This window comes from Myxococcus sp. CA039A (assembly GCF_013336645.1).
In the GTDB taxonomy this organism is placed as follows: Bacteria; Myxococcota; Myxococcia; order Myxococcales; family Myxococcaceae; genus Myxococcus; species Myxococcus llanfairpwllgwyngyllgogerychwyrndrobwllllantysiliogogogochensis.
Window position 1 is genome coordinate 1 of the sequence record NZ_JABUMQ010000250.1, and the last position, 17,228, is coordinate 17,228.

Annotated in this window: 13 protein-coding genes; 7 read left to right on the forward strand and 6 right to left on the reverse strand. The window is 70.1% G+C overall.

The genetic code is table 11. From position 1 onward, the window contains the following. Positions 1 to 123: 123 nt before the first annotated feature. Entirely contained in the window at positions 124 to 2,124 is a 2,001-nt protein-coding gene (locus HR086_RS33020; RefSeq protein ID WP_174467618.1) for a hypothetical protein, read from the reverse strand. Between the two features lie 105 nt (positions 2,125 to 2,229). On the opposite strand from HR086_RS33020, the gene HR086_RS33025 reads away from it, so the two are divergent. Continuing rightward, positions 2,230 to 3,459: a DUF6068 family protein gene (locus HR086_RS33025; RefSeq protein WP_174467619.1), complete on the forward strand. Its 1,230-nt coding sequence runs from the start codon at positions 2,230 to 2,232 to the stop codon at positions 3,457 to 3,459. Then, positions 3,447 to 3,779 carry a DUF4286 family protein gene (locus HR086_RS33030; protein ID WP_174457460.1) on the forward strand — a complete coding sequence of 111 codons (333 nt, stop codon included), beginning with the start codon at positions 3,447 to 3,449 and terminating at the stop codon, positions 3,777 to 3,779. The genes HR086_RS33025 and HR086_RS33030 overlap by 13 nt, the downstream gene beginning before the upstream one ends. Positions 3,780 to 4,869: 1,090 nt before the next feature. On the opposite strand, the gene HR086_RS33035 is transcribed toward HR086_RS33030, so the two are convergent. From HR086_RS33035 to HR086_RS33045, 3 genes are all read right to left on the reverse strand, one after another. Then, entirely contained in the window at positions 4,870 to 5,415 is a 546-nt protein-coding gene (locus HR086_RS33035; protein WP_174457461.1) for a GNAT family N-acetyltransferase, read from the reverse strand. 498 nt (positions 5,416 to 5,913) lie between these two features. After that, on the reverse strand, positions 5,914 to 6,351 hold the full coding sequence (locus tag HR086_RS33040) for an organic hydroperoxide resistance protein (protein ID WP_174457462.1): 438 nt from the start codon (positions 6,349 to 6,351) through the stop codon (positions 5,914 to 5,916). A 295-nt stretch (positions 6,352 to 6,646) separates the two neighbouring features. Then, a complete protein-coding gene (locus HR086_RS33045; RefSeq protein ID WP_141645412.1) occupies positions 6,647 to 8,248 on the reverse strand; it encodes a S8 family serine peptidase in 1,602 nt (533 codons plus the stop codon). Between the two features lie 184 nt (positions 8,249 to 8,432). Here HR086_RS33045 and HR086_RS33050 point away from each other — a divergent pair, with 184 nt between their 5' ends. Together HR086_RS33050 and HR086_RS33055 are read left to right on the forward strand one after the other, a co-directional pair. Continuing rightward, positions 8,433 to 9,218 (forward strand): HipA family kinase, encoded by a 786-nt coding sequence (locus HR086_RS33050; protein WP_174457463.1) that lies wholly within the window; start codon positions 8,433 to 8,435, stop codon positions 9,216 to 9,218. Continuing rightward, complete coding sequence (locus tag HR086_RS33055) at positions 9,196 to 9,594, forward strand: DUF3037 domain-containing protein (protein ID WP_174457464.1); 399 nt, start codon at positions 9,196 to 9,198, stop codon at positions 9,592 to 9,594. Before HR086_RS33050 ends, HR086_RS33055 begins: the two co-directional genes overlap by 23 nt. Before the next feature lie 17 nt (positions 9,595 to 9,611). Here HR086_RS33055 and HR086_RS33060 read toward each other — a convergent pair whose 3' ends face one another. Then, positions 9,612 to 10,181, reverse strand: a complete 570-nt coding sequence (locus tag HR086_RS33060; protein ID WP_141645409.1) for a hypothetical protein — start codon at positions 10,179 to 10,181, stop codon at positions 9,612 to 9,614. A 237-nt stretch (positions 10,182 to 10,418) separates the two neighbouring features. On the opposite strand from HR086_RS33060, the gene HR086_RS33065 reads away from it, so the two are divergent. Further along, the gene (locus HR086_RS33065; RefSeq protein WP_141645408.1) at positions 10,419 to 11,417 is read left to right on the forward strand and encodes an endonuclease/exonuclease/phosphatase family protein; all 999 of its coding nucleotides are present in this window, start codon (positions 10,419 to 10,421) and stop codon (positions 11,415 to 11,417) included. Positions 11,418 to 11,430: 13 nt separating this feature from the next. Here the strand turns inward: HR086_RS33065 and HR086_RS33070 are convergent, their stop codons facing one another. Then, a complete protein-coding gene (locus HR086_RS33070) occupies positions 11,431 to 12,360 on the reverse strand; it encodes a DnaJ domain-containing protein (protein ID WP_174457465.1) in 930 nt (309 codons plus the stop codon). A 138-nt stretch (positions 12,361 to 12,498) separates the two neighbouring features. Here HR086_RS33070 and HR086_RS33075 point away from each other — a divergent pair, with 138 nt between their 5' ends. Beyond that, positions 12,499 to 15,141 (forward strand): M1 family aminopeptidase, encoded by a 2,643-nt coding sequence (locus tag HR086_RS33075; RefSeq protein WP_174457466.1) that lies wholly within the window; start codon positions 12,499 to 12,501, stop codon positions 15,139 to 15,141. A 187-nt stretch (positions 15,142 to 15,328) separates the two neighbouring features. Then, positions 15,329 to 17,228, forward strand: a 1,900-nt coding sequence (locus tag HR086_RS33080) for a PAS domain-containing protein (RefSeq protein ID WP_174467620.1), incomplete at its 3' end; no start/stop codon positions are given.

The window sequence follows — 17,228 nt, forward strand, 5'->3', positions numbered from 1 at the left end:
TCTGTCGCCGAGCTGCGCGCCCAGGCACGCGCTTCATTCGTGCGCCTGGGCCACCGCCACGATGTTCTCGCCGCCTTCTTCCTTCACGCGGGTCTGCGCCTTACCGGACTTTCCTGAAGAGGGTTAGAAGGCCGCCTCCGAGCTGAGCGACTGGACGCGGCGGTTGAGCTCTTCCTGAGCCGCCTGCCGCTCCTTCGCCAGTCGCTCCAGCTCGCGAGTGATGGCCTCGAGCCGGTCCTCCTGCTCGTTGAGCTTGGCCACGAAGCGCTCGGCCAGCTCGCGCTGGGACACGCCGCTCTTGAGCGACTCGATGTTGGCGCGGATGCGCTCCTGGTCCTTGAAGAGCTGGGCGCGCTCCGCGGTGAGCTGCTGTTCGTCGCGCGTCAGCGCCGCCACGCGCTCGCGGATGGCAATCACCTCGCGCAGCGCGTCCGCCATCTTCGCGTCCACGTAGCGCTGCGACAGGAAGAAGGCCACCTCGTCCGGCCCCGCGCTGGAGATGGAGTACTGCCGGTGGCCGCGCGTGCGCTCGGACACCACCAGTTCGTCCTGTGAGCCCGGCGCCAGGTCCCGCTTGAAGCGCCAGAAGCCGTCCGTCGTCTCCGCGGGCGCGGGCATGTCCTTCTCCAGCTCCCAGCCCGAGCGCGGGTGCTCCACGAAGAGGACCTGCGGCCGCTGCGCCTTGTTGCGCACCAGGTACTTCGTGCGCCGCACGTGGAAGTACTCCACCACCAGCGTGCCCCGGCTCACCACCGCGCGGAACACCGGCCCGTCCTCCGTGCGGTCCTCCACGGAGACGACGCAGCCCAGCTCCACCGCGTACGGCACGAAGCGCGTGTCCTGCGGCTTCATGGTGTCGAGCATCGCCTCGCCCACGTACCGCTCGTCCTCCGACACCGTCACCGGCCCGCCCTCCAGCGTCAGGCCCGTGGTGTTCTTCAGCTCGATGCAGGCCATGGGGTTCTTCTCGCGCGTCGTGCGGTTGTAGAGGAGCACCCGGCGACCCTCGAAGGGCTTGTGGAGGATGGGCACCAGCGCGCTCTGGTTGCGGTGCACCGTGACCGGGCGGTCCACGCCGTACTCGAAGAGGTCACCCACCTCCTTCGTCAGCGTCGTCACCGGGTTGCTCTGCTCCAGCACCTCGCGCAGCCGGGGGCCACCGCCACCGCCCGGGCCTCCCACGAAGCTCGCCTCCTTGCGCATCATCTTCTTGGAGCGGCCCGGGGCGGCGGCGGGCGCGGCCATCATCGGCATGGCCTCGCTCTCCATCATGTCCATCGAGCCGCCGAAGCTCTCCTCGGGAATCACCGGCGCGGCGGCGGCCTCCGTCTGCACCTCCACCACCGGCCGCTTCATGTAGCGGGGGTTGTAGAGGTCGTGCACGAAGGACACCGGCAGGCCCGCGACGAGCGCCAGCGACACGTCCACCCAGTCCTCGTCGCCCGTGTTGTCCACCAGCGCCCAGCCCTGGAGCAGCGGCGACTCTCCCTCGTCCAGGAGGATGCGGTAGCTGGTCTTCCACACCGGCGCTTCCAGCACGTAGCTGACGAAGACCTCCCGCTCGCCCTCGCCGGAGGTGAGGATGGACATGCGCTTGCTGTCCTTCTTGTACGAGGACAACACCGTGGCCAGGTAGAACTCCAAATCCTTGCGCACCGCCTCATCGAGGAACTCCAGCTCCGCGATGTCGAGCACGTCGAACGTGCGCAGCGAGCCGCCCACCAGCAGCGTGAGGAAGGGCCGCACGACGCTCGTCTCCCCGGCCGCCACCGCGAGCGACTCCAGGCCGATGATGGCGCCCTCCACCTGACCGCCCCCCACGCGCGCCCGCACGCGAGCACCCTTGATTTGACCGAGCAGCGCCGTGAGGCTGCCGTCCTCCGGAATCCGGATGGTGGCCTCCGAGAGCAACTGCTCCAGCGGCTTGGTGGAGTCGTAGCTCACCGCCGACACCGAGCCGCCCGACAAGTCCAACACCGTCAGCGACTTCAGCACGTCGTTCATGTCGCGCGCCTTGAAGTCCAGGTGCAGCGTGTCGCTGCCCGTCACTCCGCCCCGGCGCTCGAAGTAGCCGACGCCATGCTTGTAGAGGACGACACGACGGATGGGCAGGTTCGTGGCCATGAGTGATGGAACTCCAGGAAGTTGGGGACAGCCTGCGCTCCGGTGTATCAAGCCCGCCCAGGGGTCGCGCAATGCCGCGCTCAGGCCCCGCGAGGTGACGCCCGAATGCGAAAGCCCACCGCAACCTTCCTGTCCCGTTCCGCGCTGGTGTGCGCGGCGCTGGCGCTCGGCGCAGGCTGTGAGAGCACGAAGCCGCGCGCCGTGAGTCCCACTGACGGCGTGCCCGTGACGCAAGGCGGCGCCGCGGAGGGCCCCACGGAGGCGGCCACCCCGGAGTCACCCGCGCCCCAGAAGGGAAACTCCCCCTGGCAGCGGGCCCGCGTGGGCGACAAGGTCGTCTATGCGTTCTCCGGGATTCGAGGCCAGCCGGGGGATGCGAATGGCGCCGCGGCGGCGGGGAAGCTGACGTTGGAAGTGGCGGCGGTGGAGGGCGCGTGGGTGTGGTTGACGCTCGGCTTCACCAGCGACTCGGGCAAGCCCTTGGAGCAGCCGAAGCTCTCGCGCGTGCTGACGTTTCCGATGCGCACGGACACCACGCGGACGTTGGAAGCGGAGCGCGAGGGCACGCAGAGCGCCGAGCAGCCCACGGCCGCGGGCCGCACGTGGGAGGCGAAACGTTACCTGCGTGACAATCGCCCGGTGGACGGTCCGCTGGAGAATCGGCTGTACGCGGTGGACGCGGGGCCGCTGTACCTGACGAACGGGTTGCTGGACGCGAGCACCACGCTTGCGGGCTTCCGCGTGCCGGGCAGCTATCAGCTCACGCTGGTGGAGGTGAAGCAGGGCACGGGGGATGCGGGCAAGGTGCCGGAGCGCGAGTCGCCGCTGGGGCCGGGGACGTGGTTCGACTTCGAGGCGGAGTCGGAGGGCACGAAGTCGGTGCTGCGCACGTGCCTGGGCGCCGAGCGCGGCTTCGTGTTGCGCTCGGAAGGCCTGGCGCCGGCGGGCAGTGGTGGCGAGCCGTGCAAGGACTTCGCGCAGGCGGGCGCGGTGCCACTGGAGGAGGCGCTGTTGTCCTTCCTCTGGGATGCGTTGGACCCGAAGCAGTGGCCGCCCGCGATTCACAACGCGGCGCCGCCGGTGCGCGAGACGCTGACGGTGGGGACGAAGAAGCTGGCGGTGCTCCAGCTCGACTCGGCGGAGGGCGCGGAAGGGTTGAAGCAGGTGGGCTCACGGATGTTCGCCGCGGACCCGTGGGACAAGACGCTGAGCGGGCTGGCGCACGAGGCGCGCTTCTCGCCGCTCTCCGACTTCCTCTACCGAGTGGCGCCGAAGGGCAAGCGTGAGTCGATGGGTGGCCGGAAGCTGGTGGACTGGGGCGCGTGGCAGCCGTGACAGTGCTCGCGCTCTACACGGTGGTCATCGAAGTGGAGCCCGGCGCCGAGGACGCGTGGAACCCGTGGCACGAGGGGACGCATGTCCCCGAGGTGCTGCGGGAGCCCGGGTTCCTCGGCTGCCGCAAGTGGCGCGACACCGAGCCCGCGAAGGACGGGTGGGCCCGGTACGTGTGTCACTTCGAACTGGCCAGTGAAGCGGACTTCCAGCGCTACACTGCGAGCGACGCGGCGAAGCACCTGCGCGCCGAATCGATGGCTCGATTCGGCGCGGTGACACGGTATTCGAGACAGGTGCTCACCGAGGTGAAGCGGTTCTAGCTCGTACGGCCTGACCGCCTTTGGTGCCGACCGTTGAGAGCAATCCATCGGTCGGCATCAATCACCTCCCCGCGCCGCTGGAGGTACCCCTCTGGCGGCAGCATCAAGGTCCGCTTGCCGGAAGAATGGCCACGCCGAGCGCTCGCCACGCGAGTGCCTGACGGTCCCACGTGGACTCCGCCGAAAGAGCGAAGAGAACCACGAGGCCACGGACTGAAGGGGCAACGGCCACTCGTAGGGCAGTTCGGTTTCCATGAAGAGAGCGCAGCGACCCAGAAGGTCCCTCTGCTCGTCAGGGAGTGCGAACTGCCCCGTGGTCCGATACTCGCGGAAGTCGTCCTGGAACCGGAAGGTGCGCCGATAGACCTCATGCACGGCTGGGTCCAGGGATTGCCCCGGGTAGTCCCTATCCAGCTCCATGTTGGAGAGCTGTCCCTCGATGAACCCCCGAAGCAGACCAGCAATCCTGCGGCGGGCGACGACATCCACATGAGCGGTGCTTGCCATGAGGCTCCCTATCGTCCCGAGCATTCAGCGGCACAGGCGCCAATGACGCCCCATGACGTAATGCCCGCGGCGACAATCCACATGACACTGGCACGCCCCATCAGCTTCGTCGCGGGACCCGGGAACACGGGACGCCCGGAAACACTTCGTGACGCGATGTTCATGAGCCGCCAGGGAGAGGTGAAGTGCGAAGCGCCGGCCTGATAACCAAACGGCTTCCAGTACGGTCCCGCCGCGAGCGAGATTGCCGAGCCCCATGGGAAGTCGGAGCCATCATTCCCCATCGACGAATCTGAGTCCCCACACATCAGGGGATTGTTCTCCAGGGGATTGACCTCGTCGATGCATGCCGCCCAGCAAGTCTCATCAAACGCGAGGCCGGTCGGGTCGGACCAGTACAGAGGGTTGTTTGCCGCGTACGCGTACGCGGGCACGCCATACCCCTTCTCGGCCATCTCTCGGCTGTAGCCTGGGTCCTGGAGAATCGGCTCCGGCTGGAGATACCTGCCGATGCTCGGGTCGTCGTTCCGGTTCCAGTTCTAAGTCCCCCAGCCCGACGCCAACCTTCATCGCCCATCTGTCTTCACGCGCAAAGATTGCGCGTGGGCACCAGCAGGAGATGCTCCCGGGACTCGACGGGCAAATCCAGACGCAGGTACACGTAGCCACCGGGCCGTGCGTCCATGGGCGGAAAGCCCGGCACCTCCAGCGCGCGGAAGCCCAGGGACTCCATGAGCTGGAGCGATGTCCCCCTCCCCCCGCGCACGCAGGTCTCCAGGTGGCGCAGTCCGTCCAGTCGCACGCCCTGACGGATGAGCTCCGTCATCGTCCAGTGCCCCACGCCCTCCCGGCGATACTCCGGCGCGATGGCGCAGCTCACCCGTGCGTAGCGCTCCTCGCGACGGATGTTCGTGAGCGCCGCGAGCCCGATGATGCCCGAGCCCCGCTCCGCCACCGCGAACAGCCGGGTGCCCTCCGCCGCGCTCCACCGGCCGGGAGGATTTCCTCCCGCCTCCGGCCGCAACCACCCGAAGAACTCCTCGATGTCGGGCTCCTCCAGCAACATCCGCGCTGCTCCCGAGACCGCCACACCCGCTACTTCCATCGGAATGAGCTGACGCTCACGCATGCTGACTTCCCCCCTTCGACCCCACCCGACTTCAAGGGGCATGCCAGAGGGCCTCCGCGGGGCACGCCGCGAGGCCCGCTCGGAGGGGGCGCGTCGGGGCGCGACGCACGCGCGTGTCACCAGCACGCGAGCGCCTGGCCAGCACTAGGGGAAACCCCGCGAGTCCCACGGTGCACATCGTGTCCGCCACGACACGGACGCGCTCAGGCCCCGCGCCAGGATGGAGCACTCACGCACCGGAATGGAGCATCCCCGCGCCACGATGGATCACCCGCGCGCCTCGACACGGAGCGCTCACGCATCGCCGCGACAGGATGGATTCACTCACCACCTCGACACGGAGCACTCACGTGCGCGACATGGTGTGCCCACGTACCCGCCGCGACACGGTGCACTCACGCGCCGCCGTGCCACGGTGCACTCACGTGCAGCCACGGTGTCCCCACGTACCGCCGCGACACGGCGCACCCACGCGCCGCGGCGACACGGGGCCTTCCACTACTCCGCGACGGAGAGCTTCACGTCGATGTTGCCACGCGTGGCGCGCGAGTACGGGCACACCTCGTGGGCCGCGTGCATCAGCTTCTCCGCCTCGTCGCGGGGAATGCCCGGGAGGATGCCCTGCAGCTCCACCGCCAGCCCGAAGCCGCCGTCCGGCGTCTTGCCGATGGTGACGTTCGCGGTGATGCCCACCTCGGGCCCCAGCTTCTTGCCCCCCTTGCCCGCCACCAGCCGCAGCGCGCTCTCGAAGCAGGCGGAGTAGCCCGCCGCGAAGAGCTGCTCGGGGTTGGTGACCGCGCCACCCGCCCCGCCCAGCTCCTTGGGCATCGCCAGCGGCAGGTCGATGACCTTGTCCGACGACTGGACCTTCCCGTTGCGGCCTCCGTGAGCGGTGGCGTGGGCGGTGTACAGCGGCGAAATCGTGACGGGGGCCATGGTTCTCTCTCCTGGAATTCCAGCTCGGGTTCGTAAAAGCGAAACGGTGGACTCAGATAGCGGCGACACACGACGGCGGGAGCCCCTTCACCACAACCTCCGGCCTGCTCCGTTCAACCCCCAACAACAGGGCCACCCCGTCTCCGACGGGCACCGCGTCCTACGCCATGGCCTATGATTAGGGCTCAATTAAATTGCGCGCAATCAAATCGAGCCCAAAAAAAGTCCCCGGGCCGCGAAGCTGGCGGCGACCGGGGACCTGGGACTCACCCTCTCGAGCGAGTCGCGCGGGGACTCAGCGCTCGGCGACCGTCGTGGGCGGCGTGGCGACGAACTCCTTGGCGGCCTTCACGGCGGCGGCGATGTCCAGCTTGCCGCTGGTGCTCACCTTGCCCTTGAGGTCCGGGTCGACCTCCACCGTCTTCACCAGCAAATCACGCACCTGGGCGGCCGTCAGGTCGGGGTTCGCGGCGAACATCAGGGCCGCGGCGGCCGCCACCGTCGGGGTGGCCATGGAGGTGCCGCTCATCTTCTCCCAGTCGCCGCCGGGCACGGTGCTCAGCACGTCCTCGCCCACGGCGGCCAGCTCCACCACCTTGTCGCCGTGCGAGGAGAAGCGCGCCAGCTTGTCGTTGTTCCGGTCCATGGACGCCACGGTGAGGACGTTGGGCAGGTTCAGGTTGGCGGGCATGTCCGCCACGTTGTTCATGTTGCTGCCATTGCCGTTGGCCGTGGCCGCGACGAGCAGGATGTCCGCGTCCGCCAGCTTCTGCACCGCCGCCGTCCAGCGGGCCTGCGAGGCCGCGTCGCGGTACTCGTCACCGAAGCTGGCGTTGAGGGCGCGGATGTTGGCGCCGTGGTTCTGCTTCATGTTGACCACGTAGTCCACGCCGCGCTCGAAGTTGGTGAGCAGGTCCGCCCCGTCATACAGGCCGCCGATGCTCATCACCTTCGCCTTGCCCGCGGCGATGCCCGTGTTGCCCTGGCCATTGTCCTCGGCGGCGATGATGCCGGCCACGTGCGTGCCGTGGTCCGTCCCCTGGCCCTTCATCACGTCGCCGCTGTTGAAGCCGACGTTGAAGCCGTGGATGTCGTCCTTCACGCCGTTGCCGTCGTTGTCGATTCCGTCGCCGGCGACCTCGCCCGGGTTGGTCCACATGGCGCTGTCCAGGTCCGCGTGCTTGAAGTCCACGCCGCCGTCGAACACCGCGACAATCGGCTCACCCGTGGGCTTGGGCGGCTTGGGGTCCACCGGGCCCGCCGTCTTGCCAGCGGCCTCCAGGCCCCAGCTCTTCAGCGTGCCCGTGTCCGCGCGCGCCTTGTCCTCCACGGACAGCGTCCAGGTGCCCTTGGCCGACTCGCCCTTGAAGGCGGTGCTCAGGTCGAACGTGCCCTTCACGTCGTCCGCGTTGCCACCCTGGCGGTCCGACACCGTCGCCGTCTTGCCGGACGGGCTGGTCAGCTTCACCACCAGGTCGCCCCGGTAGGTGTGCGGCAGGTCCAGGTTCAGCTTCAGCGAGTCCAGCGCCACGTCCTGGTCGAAGCTGACCGTGGACGTCACCGTCTGGAGGTCCTTCACCGCCGCGTTCGGCGTGGCGGAGGCCGTCAGCGTGACGGGCGTGGACGCGTCGCGGCCGGCGATGGAGACCTTGCCAGGGCCGAAGGCGAAGGCCGTGGCCGGCAGCACCGGGGCGCTCGGGTCCGGACGCTGGCCCGTGGGGCGGTCCACGAAGTTGCTGGGACGCGCCGTCTTACCGGAGTCGAAGCCGTCGGTGCCGTTCTTGCCGGGCCGGGCCACCACGCGGGACTCGGTCGTCGCGGGAGCCTCCGGACGGGTGGACTCCTGGGTACGGGTGACGGGCGACGGGAGCGACGTGGGCTTGCGGGTGACGGTCATGATGGGCTCCGTGGGGGATCGGAATCGAACGGCCTGTCACCCATTGTCGCACCTCATCCGGGGCAGTTTCCTCGGGGCTGCTTTTTCCACTGCCGGTGAAGCCCTCGTGGGGCGAGGGGGCGTGGTAGAGCGCGGCCCTCGGGCCCCGGGTGGAAGACGGGCCGAGTGAGGACGGGAGCGGAGGATGCCGAGGACCATCGTCGCCACGCGTTATGTGACGCCCCTGCGCGAGGGGGGCTCGCTGCCCGCCATCGTCGAGGCGGACGACGCGGGGCTGTACGTCGTGAAGTTCCGGGGTGCCGGACAGGGCGCCAAGGCGCTCATCGCGGAGTTCATCGCCGCGGAGCTGGCGAAGGCGGCGGGCCTGCGGGTGCCGGAGATGGTGCTGGTGGAGCTGGACCCGGCGCTGGGCCGCAACGAGCCGGACAGCGAGATTCGGGACTTGCTCAAGGCGAGCGCGGGGCTGAACCTGGCGCTGGACTACCTGCCGGGCTCGGTGACTTTCGACCCGGTGGCGGGCCCGGCGCCAGACCCGGCCGTGGCCTCCGCCCTCGTCGCGTTCGACGCCTTCATCACCAACGTGGACCGCACGCCGAAGAACCCCAACCTCCTGTGCTGGCACCGGGAGCTGTGGCTCATCGACCATGGCGCCTCGCTCTACTTCCACCACGCGTGGGAGGACTGGGAGGAGCGCAGCCAGAGCCGCTTCGCGCCCATCAAGGACCATGTGCTCCTGCCCTGGGCGAACGCCCTGCCCCAGGCCCAGGACACGCTGAAGGCCCACCTCACGCGCGAGCGGGTGGAGGCCACCGTCGCCGGAATCCCGGAGGGCTGGCTGCAAGCCGCCGAGTCCCCCTTCCCCAGCGTGGACGCGCACCGCGCGGGCTACGTCACCTGGTTGCTCAAGCGCATCGAGGCCCTGCCGGCCTTCATCGAGGAGGCGGCACGTGCCCGCGCACAGCTCGTTTGATTACGCCATCATCCGCGTCGTCCCCCGCGTGGAGCGCGAGGAGTTCATCAACGTGGGCGTCGTCCTCTTCTGCACCACGCAGCGCTTCCTCGGCGCCCGCGTGGAGCTGGACGAGGCGCGCTTGAAGGCGCTCGCGCCCGACGTGGACGTGGACACGGTGCGCTGCCACCTGGAGAGCTTCCGCCGCGTCTGCGAGGGTGGCAGACACGCGGGCCCCATCGGCCAGCTCCCCCAGAAGGACCGCTGGCACTGGCTGGTGGCCCCGCGCAGCACCATCCTCCAGACGGGGCCGGTGCACTCGGGGCTGAGCCAGGAGCCCCAGCAGGCCCTGGAGCACCTGCTGGACACCGTGGTGCGGGTGAAGCGCGCGCCGTGACGCGAGGGCCCGCGGGCCTACTTCACGCGGCGCCCGGTGAAGCGGACCTTGGCGGTGCACTCCTCCAGGTCCACCGTGTCGGTTCCGGCGCCCTCGTATGACGTGGCGCGCGCGTCGATGAAGCCCTCGATGGTGTCGTCCTCCAGCGAGTCGTTGGCGATGTAGAAGCGCAGCACGTAGCTCACCGACGGCGTGCCCGCACCCACCCCGGGCACGCTGCGGAGGTGGACGTATTGAAACGGCCCGCTGTCGGAGGTCGTCCCGCCGAGGACGTCCGGGGCGTCATCCTTGTCGACGATGGCCTGGTCGCCCCGGTGCAGGGTGAAGGCGACGTCGGGCACCTCCAGGCTCGTGGCGCCATACTCCTCGGCGCGCACAATCCATCGCTGCTGGAGGGCGAGCCCCGAGGGTCCGCCGGTGCCCGGAATCGGCTGGGCCTCCTTGTCCGTCTTGTCGACGCACGCATAGGGGACGGCCTGCGCCTGGGCTTCGTCCAACGTCACGTCGTACTGCTCCTGCTCGAACTTGCCGCAGCCGGTCATCACCAGCATCAGCGGCAAGCCCCACTTCCTCGCGACCTTGAACATCGCTGTGTCTCCCTTGAGGAATGCCCCGTGCCGGCCCTTCGCGCGCGGGACGCCCGCCACCCCGTCGGGCAGGCAGACGCCTCCATCCTCGGGGGAAGGAAAGCACGGCGGCGGCGGCACGGCGAGCGCGGGCCAGCGTCGACTGTTTGACGGGAGGCCGACCGACAAGGAAGAGAGGGCGCGACGGCCGGGATGTGAGTACCTTCTGCCTGTGCCCGGGACGGGCACGGACCTCGTATGCCCGACTCCTCGTTGCGAATCGTCACGTACAACGTCCGCTATTTCGGCCACATGCTCCGGGGCCTCGCGAGCACCGTGGGTCCCAAGCGCCGCGTGGCCGCCGCGCTGGCGTCGTTGGACCCGCTGCCCGACGTCGTCTGTCTCCAGGAAGTGGAGACGACGTCCCTGCGCAGCACCATCGCCCACCGGCCCAAGCTGCCCGGCGAGACGCAGTTGATGGCCTTCATGGGGCGCATGGAGGAGACCTTCACCGCCCAGGGTCGGGAGATGCCCTACGAGGCGTTCTACTTCCGCGCCCACCACTACAAGCTGGGCGAGGTGTCGCTCTACACCACGGGACTCGCGGTGCTCGTCAACAAGCGCACCCTCCAGGTGGACAAGCACAACGTGGACGCGCCCCAGGCCATCACCCACCACCACGTCCAGCGACTGAAGGACCGCAAGCAGAGCCGCATCTGCGCGCACATGCGCCTGTTGCGGCGCGAGGACAACCGCCCCTTCCACGTCTTCAACACGCACCTGAGCCTGCCCACGCCCTTCGCGCGGGAGTTCTGGTCCACCAAGGACAAGATGGGCTGCGGCGTGAACCAGCTCCACGAGGCGCGCAAGCTGGCGGACTTCGTGGGCATCCTCTCCGCGCAAGAGCCGTTCGTCGTCTGCGGGGACTTCAACTCGCCGCCGGCCACGCCCGTGTTCCGCTACCTCACGGGCGACGTGCGCTTCACCTGCGCCCAGGCCGCCGTCGGGCAGATTGACCCGAACGTGTCGCGGGGCTTCCCCACCGCCGGCTTCATGCACATGCGCATGCACCTGGACCACATGTTCTCCGGCGGCGGCGTGCGCTGGCTCGACACGCAGGAGACCAGCCCCTTCGGGGACTTCAAGAGCCGCTTCCACGGGCTGTCGGACCACATGCCCATCGTCGCGCGCTTCGCGCTGGAGTCCGCGCCCGCCATCCTCGCCCTGCCCGGCGCGCCCGTGCCCGACGTGGGCTGAGACAGCCACCCGCTCACGTCCCCGACTTGAGCTCGTCCTCCACCTCTTCCCACGCCTCCAGGATTTCGCGCGTGCGGCGCTCCGCCAGCTCCTGGAACTCGGGCGCCAGGTGCGCCACCTTGTCCGGGTGGTAGCCGGCGATGAGCGCGCGAAACGCCTTGCGCGCCTCATCCAGCGACATGTCGCGCGCGAGCCCCAGCACCGCCCAGGCGTCCTTCCGCGCGGGCATGCGGAGCGGTGCGCGGGTGCCTCGCGGCGGAGTCGCCTCCGAGTCCGCCGCATGAGTCTCCCGCGTGTCCTGGCCCGATGCATCATCCCAGGGCCTCGACGGCTCCGAGGCGGCGGCCTGCTCGGGTCTGACGCGCCGGCTCCCTCCTGGAACGCGCGAGCCCTCGCCACCCGCGCGGCGGCGCCAGCCCTCCTCGTCCGGCGGGGGCCCTGACGCCTCCGAGGCGCCGGTGCTCGCCGGGCGACGAGGGGACCTGGGCGCGCGCTCCGGCCGCTTCGTGCCGGGCTTCCGCGCCGGGTCCGGCGCGGGGACGCGGGAGGTGAGCTGGCTGAGCGCGTCCTCCAGGAACCACAGGTCGCTGGCGGGCAGGCCGTGCTTGCGCACCACCTTGCGCGGCCGTCCGTCCTCCAGCAGGAGGTAGCCGCTGGTGACTGCGTACGCGTCGTCCCGACTCTCCGGGTAGAGCCGGTCGCCCAAATCCCCCAGCGGGTCCCTCCACATGCCGTCCGCGGTGCCCTCGTCCGCCACCAGCACCTGCGTCAGCACGCGGCCATGGAGGAACTCCAGGGTGGCGAAGGGCTCGCGCGCCTCTGGCGAGCGCATGGCCGGCCCATGACGCACCCCGGTCACGAGCAACAACCCTCGCGTCCCATCCACATGGGCGAAGAGCTGCTCGCGCACCTGCTTGTCGGAGAAGAAGAGGACGAACTGCACGGTGGACAACGTAGTCCGAAGCGCCCCCACCCGGCAGATGATACGTCCGGTGCCCCCGCGCGAGGGTGCAGGGAGAGACAGTGCGACGAAACATCGTCTCGACGGTGGCTCGCGCTTGGGAAAGAGTCCTCCCTGCTTATGCGCTGCTGCCACCGTCACTCCTCCGAGCCCGCCCTCCCTCAGTCCCGCGCCTTTGGCCTGCCTGGCGCCACCGAGCACTACGCCGCGGAGCGGCCCGTCCGCGCCGAGCACGTCCGCATCGAGTTGGAGCTCGACTTCGAGCAAGGCCGCGTCACGGGCGTCTGCACCACCCGCGTCTCCGCCGTCCGCTCGCTGTCCACCCTCACCTTCGACGCCGTGGACCTGGACGTCTCGCGCGTCCTCGTCGACGGGCGCCCCGCCCGCTTCTCCAACTCCGGGACACATGTCCGCGTGGACCTGCCCTCGCCCCTGGAGCCCGGTCACGCCGCGGAGGTCGCCGTCCACTACGCCGCCCGTCCGCGCCGGGGCCTGTACTTCTGGGGACCCGAGGCCGCCTATCCGGACCGGCCCCGTCAGGCGTGGACTCAGAACCAGGACACCGACGCGCGCTGCTGGTTCCCCTGTCTGGACACGCCCGCGCAGAAGGCCACCTCGGAGCTCATCGCCACCTTCCCCGAGGGCCTCACCGCGCTGTCCAACGGCGTGCTCGTGAGTGACAGCGTCCAGGACGGCCGCCGCACGCAGCACTACCGGATGGAGCAGCCGCACGCGCCCTACCTCGTCACGCTCGCAGTGGGCGACTTCGAGGAGCTCACCGACACGTCGGGCACCGTGCCGCTGCGCTACCTCTTCCCGCGCGGCCGGCGCGAGGACGCGCTGCGCTGCGTGCGCCGCACTCCGGAGATGATTCGCGTGTTCCAGGAGGCCACCGGCGAGCCCTACCCCTGGAGCGGCTACGCGCAGGTGTTCCTCACCGAATTCATCTTCGGCGGCATGGAGAACACCACCGCCACCAGCCTCACCGACTCCGTCCTCCACGACGCGCGCGCCCACGCCGACTACAACGCGGAGCCCCTCATCTCCCACGAGCTGGCGCACCAGTGGTTCGGCGACCTGCTCACCTGCCGCGACTGGCCCCACGGCTGGCTCAACGAGGGCTTCGCCACCTGGTTCGAGGTGTTGTGGAAGGAGCGCGCCGACGGACAGGACGAGGCCGACCAGCACCGCCTCGCGGACCTGGACGCGTACCTGGGCGAGGTGAAGGAGCGCTACGCGCGCCCCATCGTCTCGCGCCGCTTCCACGCGCCTCTCGATGTCTTCGACCGGCACCTTTATGAGAAAGGCGGCCTGGTCCTCCACGAGCTGCGCCGCCGCCTGGGTGATGCCCTGTTCTTCCAGGGCCTGCGCCACTACGTCTCCCGCCACCGCCATGGCTCGGTGGAGACGGTGGACCTGTCGCGCGCCTTCGAGCAGGCCACCGGCCACAACCTGGACGCCTTCTTCGACCAGTACGTCTTCGCGCCCGGCCACCCGGAGCTCAAGGTGGAGGTGCGCTACGAGGCGGAGGACCGCCGCCTGCGCCTCAAGGTGCGGCAGACGCAGCGCACCGACGCCGGCACGCCCCTGTTCCGCCTGCCGCTGGACGTCCTCGTCACCACCGACGGCCAGGACACCTCGCACCGGCTGGAGGTGACGGACGCGGAGCACTTCTTCCACCTGCCCTGCCCCACCGCGCCCACGCAGGTGCGCGTGGACCCGCGTCGCGACGTGCTCGGCACGCTGGAGGTCGACAAGTCCGGGGGCCTCTGGCTGGAGGAACTGCGCGCCGCGCCGGAGTCGCGCGCTCGCACCGAGGCCGCGCACGCCCTGGGCCGGGACGGAGGCTTCCGCGCCGTGGAGGCGCTGGGCACCGCCCTCACCGACACGCGCCTGTTCTGGGGCACCCGCGCCGCGAGCGCCAGGGCCCTGGGCCGCATCCGCACACCCGAGGCCCGCGCGCGCCTGCTCCTGGCCCTGCGCGCCGAGCACCCCCGCGTGCGCCGCGCCGTGGTCGCCGCGCTGGGCGAGTTCCGCCGCGACGCGGAGGTCATCGCGCTCCTTCGCGCCCTCCTGCAATCTGGAGACACCAGCTACTTCGTGGAGGCAGAGGCCGCGCGCAGCTACGGCAAGCTGCGAGCCGCGGACGCGCTGACGGTGCTGGAGACGGCCGCCACGCGCGCGTCCTTCCAGGACGTCATCGCCGTGGGCGCCATGGACGGGCTCGCCGAGTCGCAGGACCCCGCCGCCTTCCCGCTGGTGGAGGCGCGCACCGCGTACGGCCAGCCCGCCTTCCTGCGCCGCGCCGCCACCCAGGCCGTGGCGAAGCTGGCGGAAGTCGCTGGCCGACAGCGCGAGGCCGTGGACCTGCTCACGGAGCTGCTCCGGGATTCGATGTTCCGCGTGCAGATGGGCGTCTTCGAGGCCGCGCGGACGCTCGGAGACCGGCGCATCGTCTCCGCCCTGGAGAGCACGCCCCTGAGTGATGCCCGCGCCCGGCGCGCCGCCCGGGAGACGGTGCGCTCGCTGCGCGAGGGTGAGCCCCAGGCACGGGAGCTGGCCTCGCTGCGCGAGGAGGTGGACGCGCTGAAGGACGTGACGCGCGCGCTGAGGGAGCGGCTCGAGGTGCTCTCACCCACGCGTCCCGCGCCGCTGCCCTCGTCGCCGAAGAGCGCGAAGAAGAAGGCCCCGAAGGCCCGGAGCAAGCAGGCTCCGGCGCGCAAGAAGGCGGGCAAGCCCGGAGCCGGCGGCCGCCGACGCTAGGCGCCTTCGCGCGGCCGGCCGCCCGGCACACGAACGTGCCGGCTTCGCGACGTCCGGGAACGCGGGCCGACGCGCCCGCTGCCGCCGATGGCTACCTCTAGGCCAGGGGGACGGAAATCCCTCGCGAGTCACGTCGTGGGCGCCAGCGGTCGCTCAGGGCCGGCCGACGCGGAGCCCAGGGGAGAACATGGCCGGAGCCAACGCCGAGCTCAGCGCCTGGCTGGATGCCGCCGTCGACCCGCTGGTCGCCTGCGACGCGAGTGAGCGGGTGTGCTTCCTCAACCGCGCGGCCGAGCGGCTGTTCGCCTGGAAGCGCGAGGACCTCCAGGGGCAGCCCGTCTCCCAACTCTTCCCGGAGCGCATGCGGCGCCATGAAGGCCAGAGCCTGGTGCGCTACCTGCTGTCGCGCGGGGACGCCCTGGAAGGTCGCCCCACCCGGGTCTTCGCAAGCCGTCGCGACGGCGTGGAAATCCTGGTGGAGCTCACCGTGGGCACGTCGGGCCAGGGTGACGACGAGCGCATCGTCCTCAGCCTCCGACGCCTGCACGAGGTCATCGACACCTTGCGTGAGCCGCTGGAGCACCCTCGCCACGCAGGGGCGGCGAGGCTCGTCGAAACACGGGCCCGGGGGGAAGACCTCTACCGGCTGGTGGTGGAGAACGCGCCATTGGGCATCTTCCACTACGACACCTCACCCGTCATCACCGCCTGCAACGAGCGCTTCGTCACCATCCTCGGCGCCACCAAGCGCATCATCGTGGGACTGAACCTCCTGTCGCTGCGCGACGAGGGGATGATGCGCTGCGTGCGCGAGACGCTCGCGGGCCGGAGCGCGGACTACGAGGGCGACTACGTCTCCGTCACCGGCCACAAGGTGACGCCCGTCCACGTGCGCTTCGCGCCTTGCTACAACGACGCGGGCGCCGTCGAGGGCGGGGTGGGCATCGTCGAGGACGTCTCCCAGCGGCGGTTCGCGGAGCGGGAGCGCGACGAGAGCCTGGCGCTGCTCACCATGCTCTTCGACAGCGCCCCCGTGGGCCTGGGCTTCGTGGACGCGCGGCTGCGCTACGTGCGCGTCAACGAGCGGCTTGCGCGCATCAACGGCAGGCCCGCCGAGGAACACCTGGGAAAGGACCCCCATCAGGTGCTCGGCCCGGGCGGGCCCGCTGTCGAGGAGATGCTGCGACGGGTGCTCGAAACGGGCGAGCCCGTGGTGGAGGAGGAAGTGGACACGAAGGTGATGGGCGTTCCCGGCCCACGGCGGCTGCTGGCGGGCAGTTGCTATCCGGTGCGCGCACCCGATGGGCGGACGCTGGGCGTGGGCGTGCTGGTGGAGGACATCACCCAACGCAAGCTCGCCGAGGAAGAGCGCGAGCGGCTGTATCACGAGGCCCAGCAAGCCATCCGCGTGCGCGACGACTTCCTGTCCATCGCCTCGCACGAGTTGAAGACACCCCTCACCCCGCTGAGCCTCCGGCTGGCCACCCTGGAGCGGAGGCTGGAGCGGGGAGAGAGCGTGGACCCCACCCTCCTGCGCCATGCGCGCCAGCACCTCCTGCGGATGACAGGGCTCATCAATGACTTGCTGGATGCCTCGCGCATCGAGGCCGGAAGGCTCGCGCTGCACCCGCAGGCCACGCGCATGGACAGCCTGGTGGAGCATGTCCTCCAGTCCATGGACGCGCAGCGCGGTGGCCACGAGCTGCGCTACCAGCGGCCCGAGAACGCCGTGCAGGTGTTCGCGGACCCGTACCGGTTGGAGCAGGTCATCTCCAACCTCGTGGAGAACGCCTTCAAGTACAGCCCCGACGGCGGCGTCATCCAGGTGACGTTGGAGACGCATGGAGAGCTGGCGCTGCTGTCGGTGAAGGACCCGGGCATCGGCATCCCCGAGGACCAGCAGAGGCTGCTCTTCGAGCGCTACTTCCGAGCCCGCAACGTCTCCTCCCGCTCGTATGGGGGGTTGGGCCTGGGCCTGTACATCAGCCGCGACATCGTCGAGCGCCACGGCGGTCGAATCTGGGTGGAGAGCCAGGTGGGCCAGGGGTCCACCTTCCACGTCGCCCTGCCCCTGCTCAGTGGAACCT

Bases quoted from the DNA above. Each gene is read 5' to 3' on its own strand.
- HR086_RS33020 (WP_174467618.1), bottom strand. From the start codon at position 2,124: ATGGCCACGAACCTGCCCATCCGTCGTGTCGTCCTCTACAAGCATGGC.
- HR086_RS33025 (WP_174467619.1), top strand. From the start codon at position 2,230: ATGCGAAAGCCCACCGCAACCTTCCTGTCCCGTTCCGCGCTGGTGTGC.
- HR086_RS33035 (WP_174457461.1), bottom strand. From the start codon at position 5,415: ATGCGTGAGCGTCAGCTCATTCCGATGGAAGTAGCGGGTGTGGCGGTC.
- HR086_RS33040 (WP_174457462.1), bottom strand. From the start codon at position 6,351: ATGGCCCCCGTCACGATTTCGCCGCTGTACACCGCCCACGCCACCGCT.
- HR086_RS33045 (WP_141645412.1), bottom strand. From the start codon at position 8,248: ATGACCGTCACCCGCAAGCCCACGTCGCTCCCGTCGCCCGTCACCCGT.
- HR086_RS33050 (WP_174457463.1), top strand. From the start codon at position 8,433: ATGCCGAGGACCATCGTCGCCACGCGTTATGTGACGCCCCTGCGCGAG.
- HR086_RS33060 (WP_141645409.1), bottom strand. From the start codon at position 10,181: ATGTTCAAGGTCGCGAGGAAGTGGGGCTTGCCGCTGATGCTGGTGATG.
- HR086_RS33065 (WP_141645408.1), top strand. From the start codon at position 10,419: ATGCCCGACTCCTCGTTGCGAATCGTCACGTACAACGTCCGCTATTTC.
- HR086_RS33075 (WP_174457466.1), top strand. From the start codon at position 12,499: ATGCGCTGCTGCCACCGTCACTCCTCCGAGCCCGCCCTCCCTCAGTCC.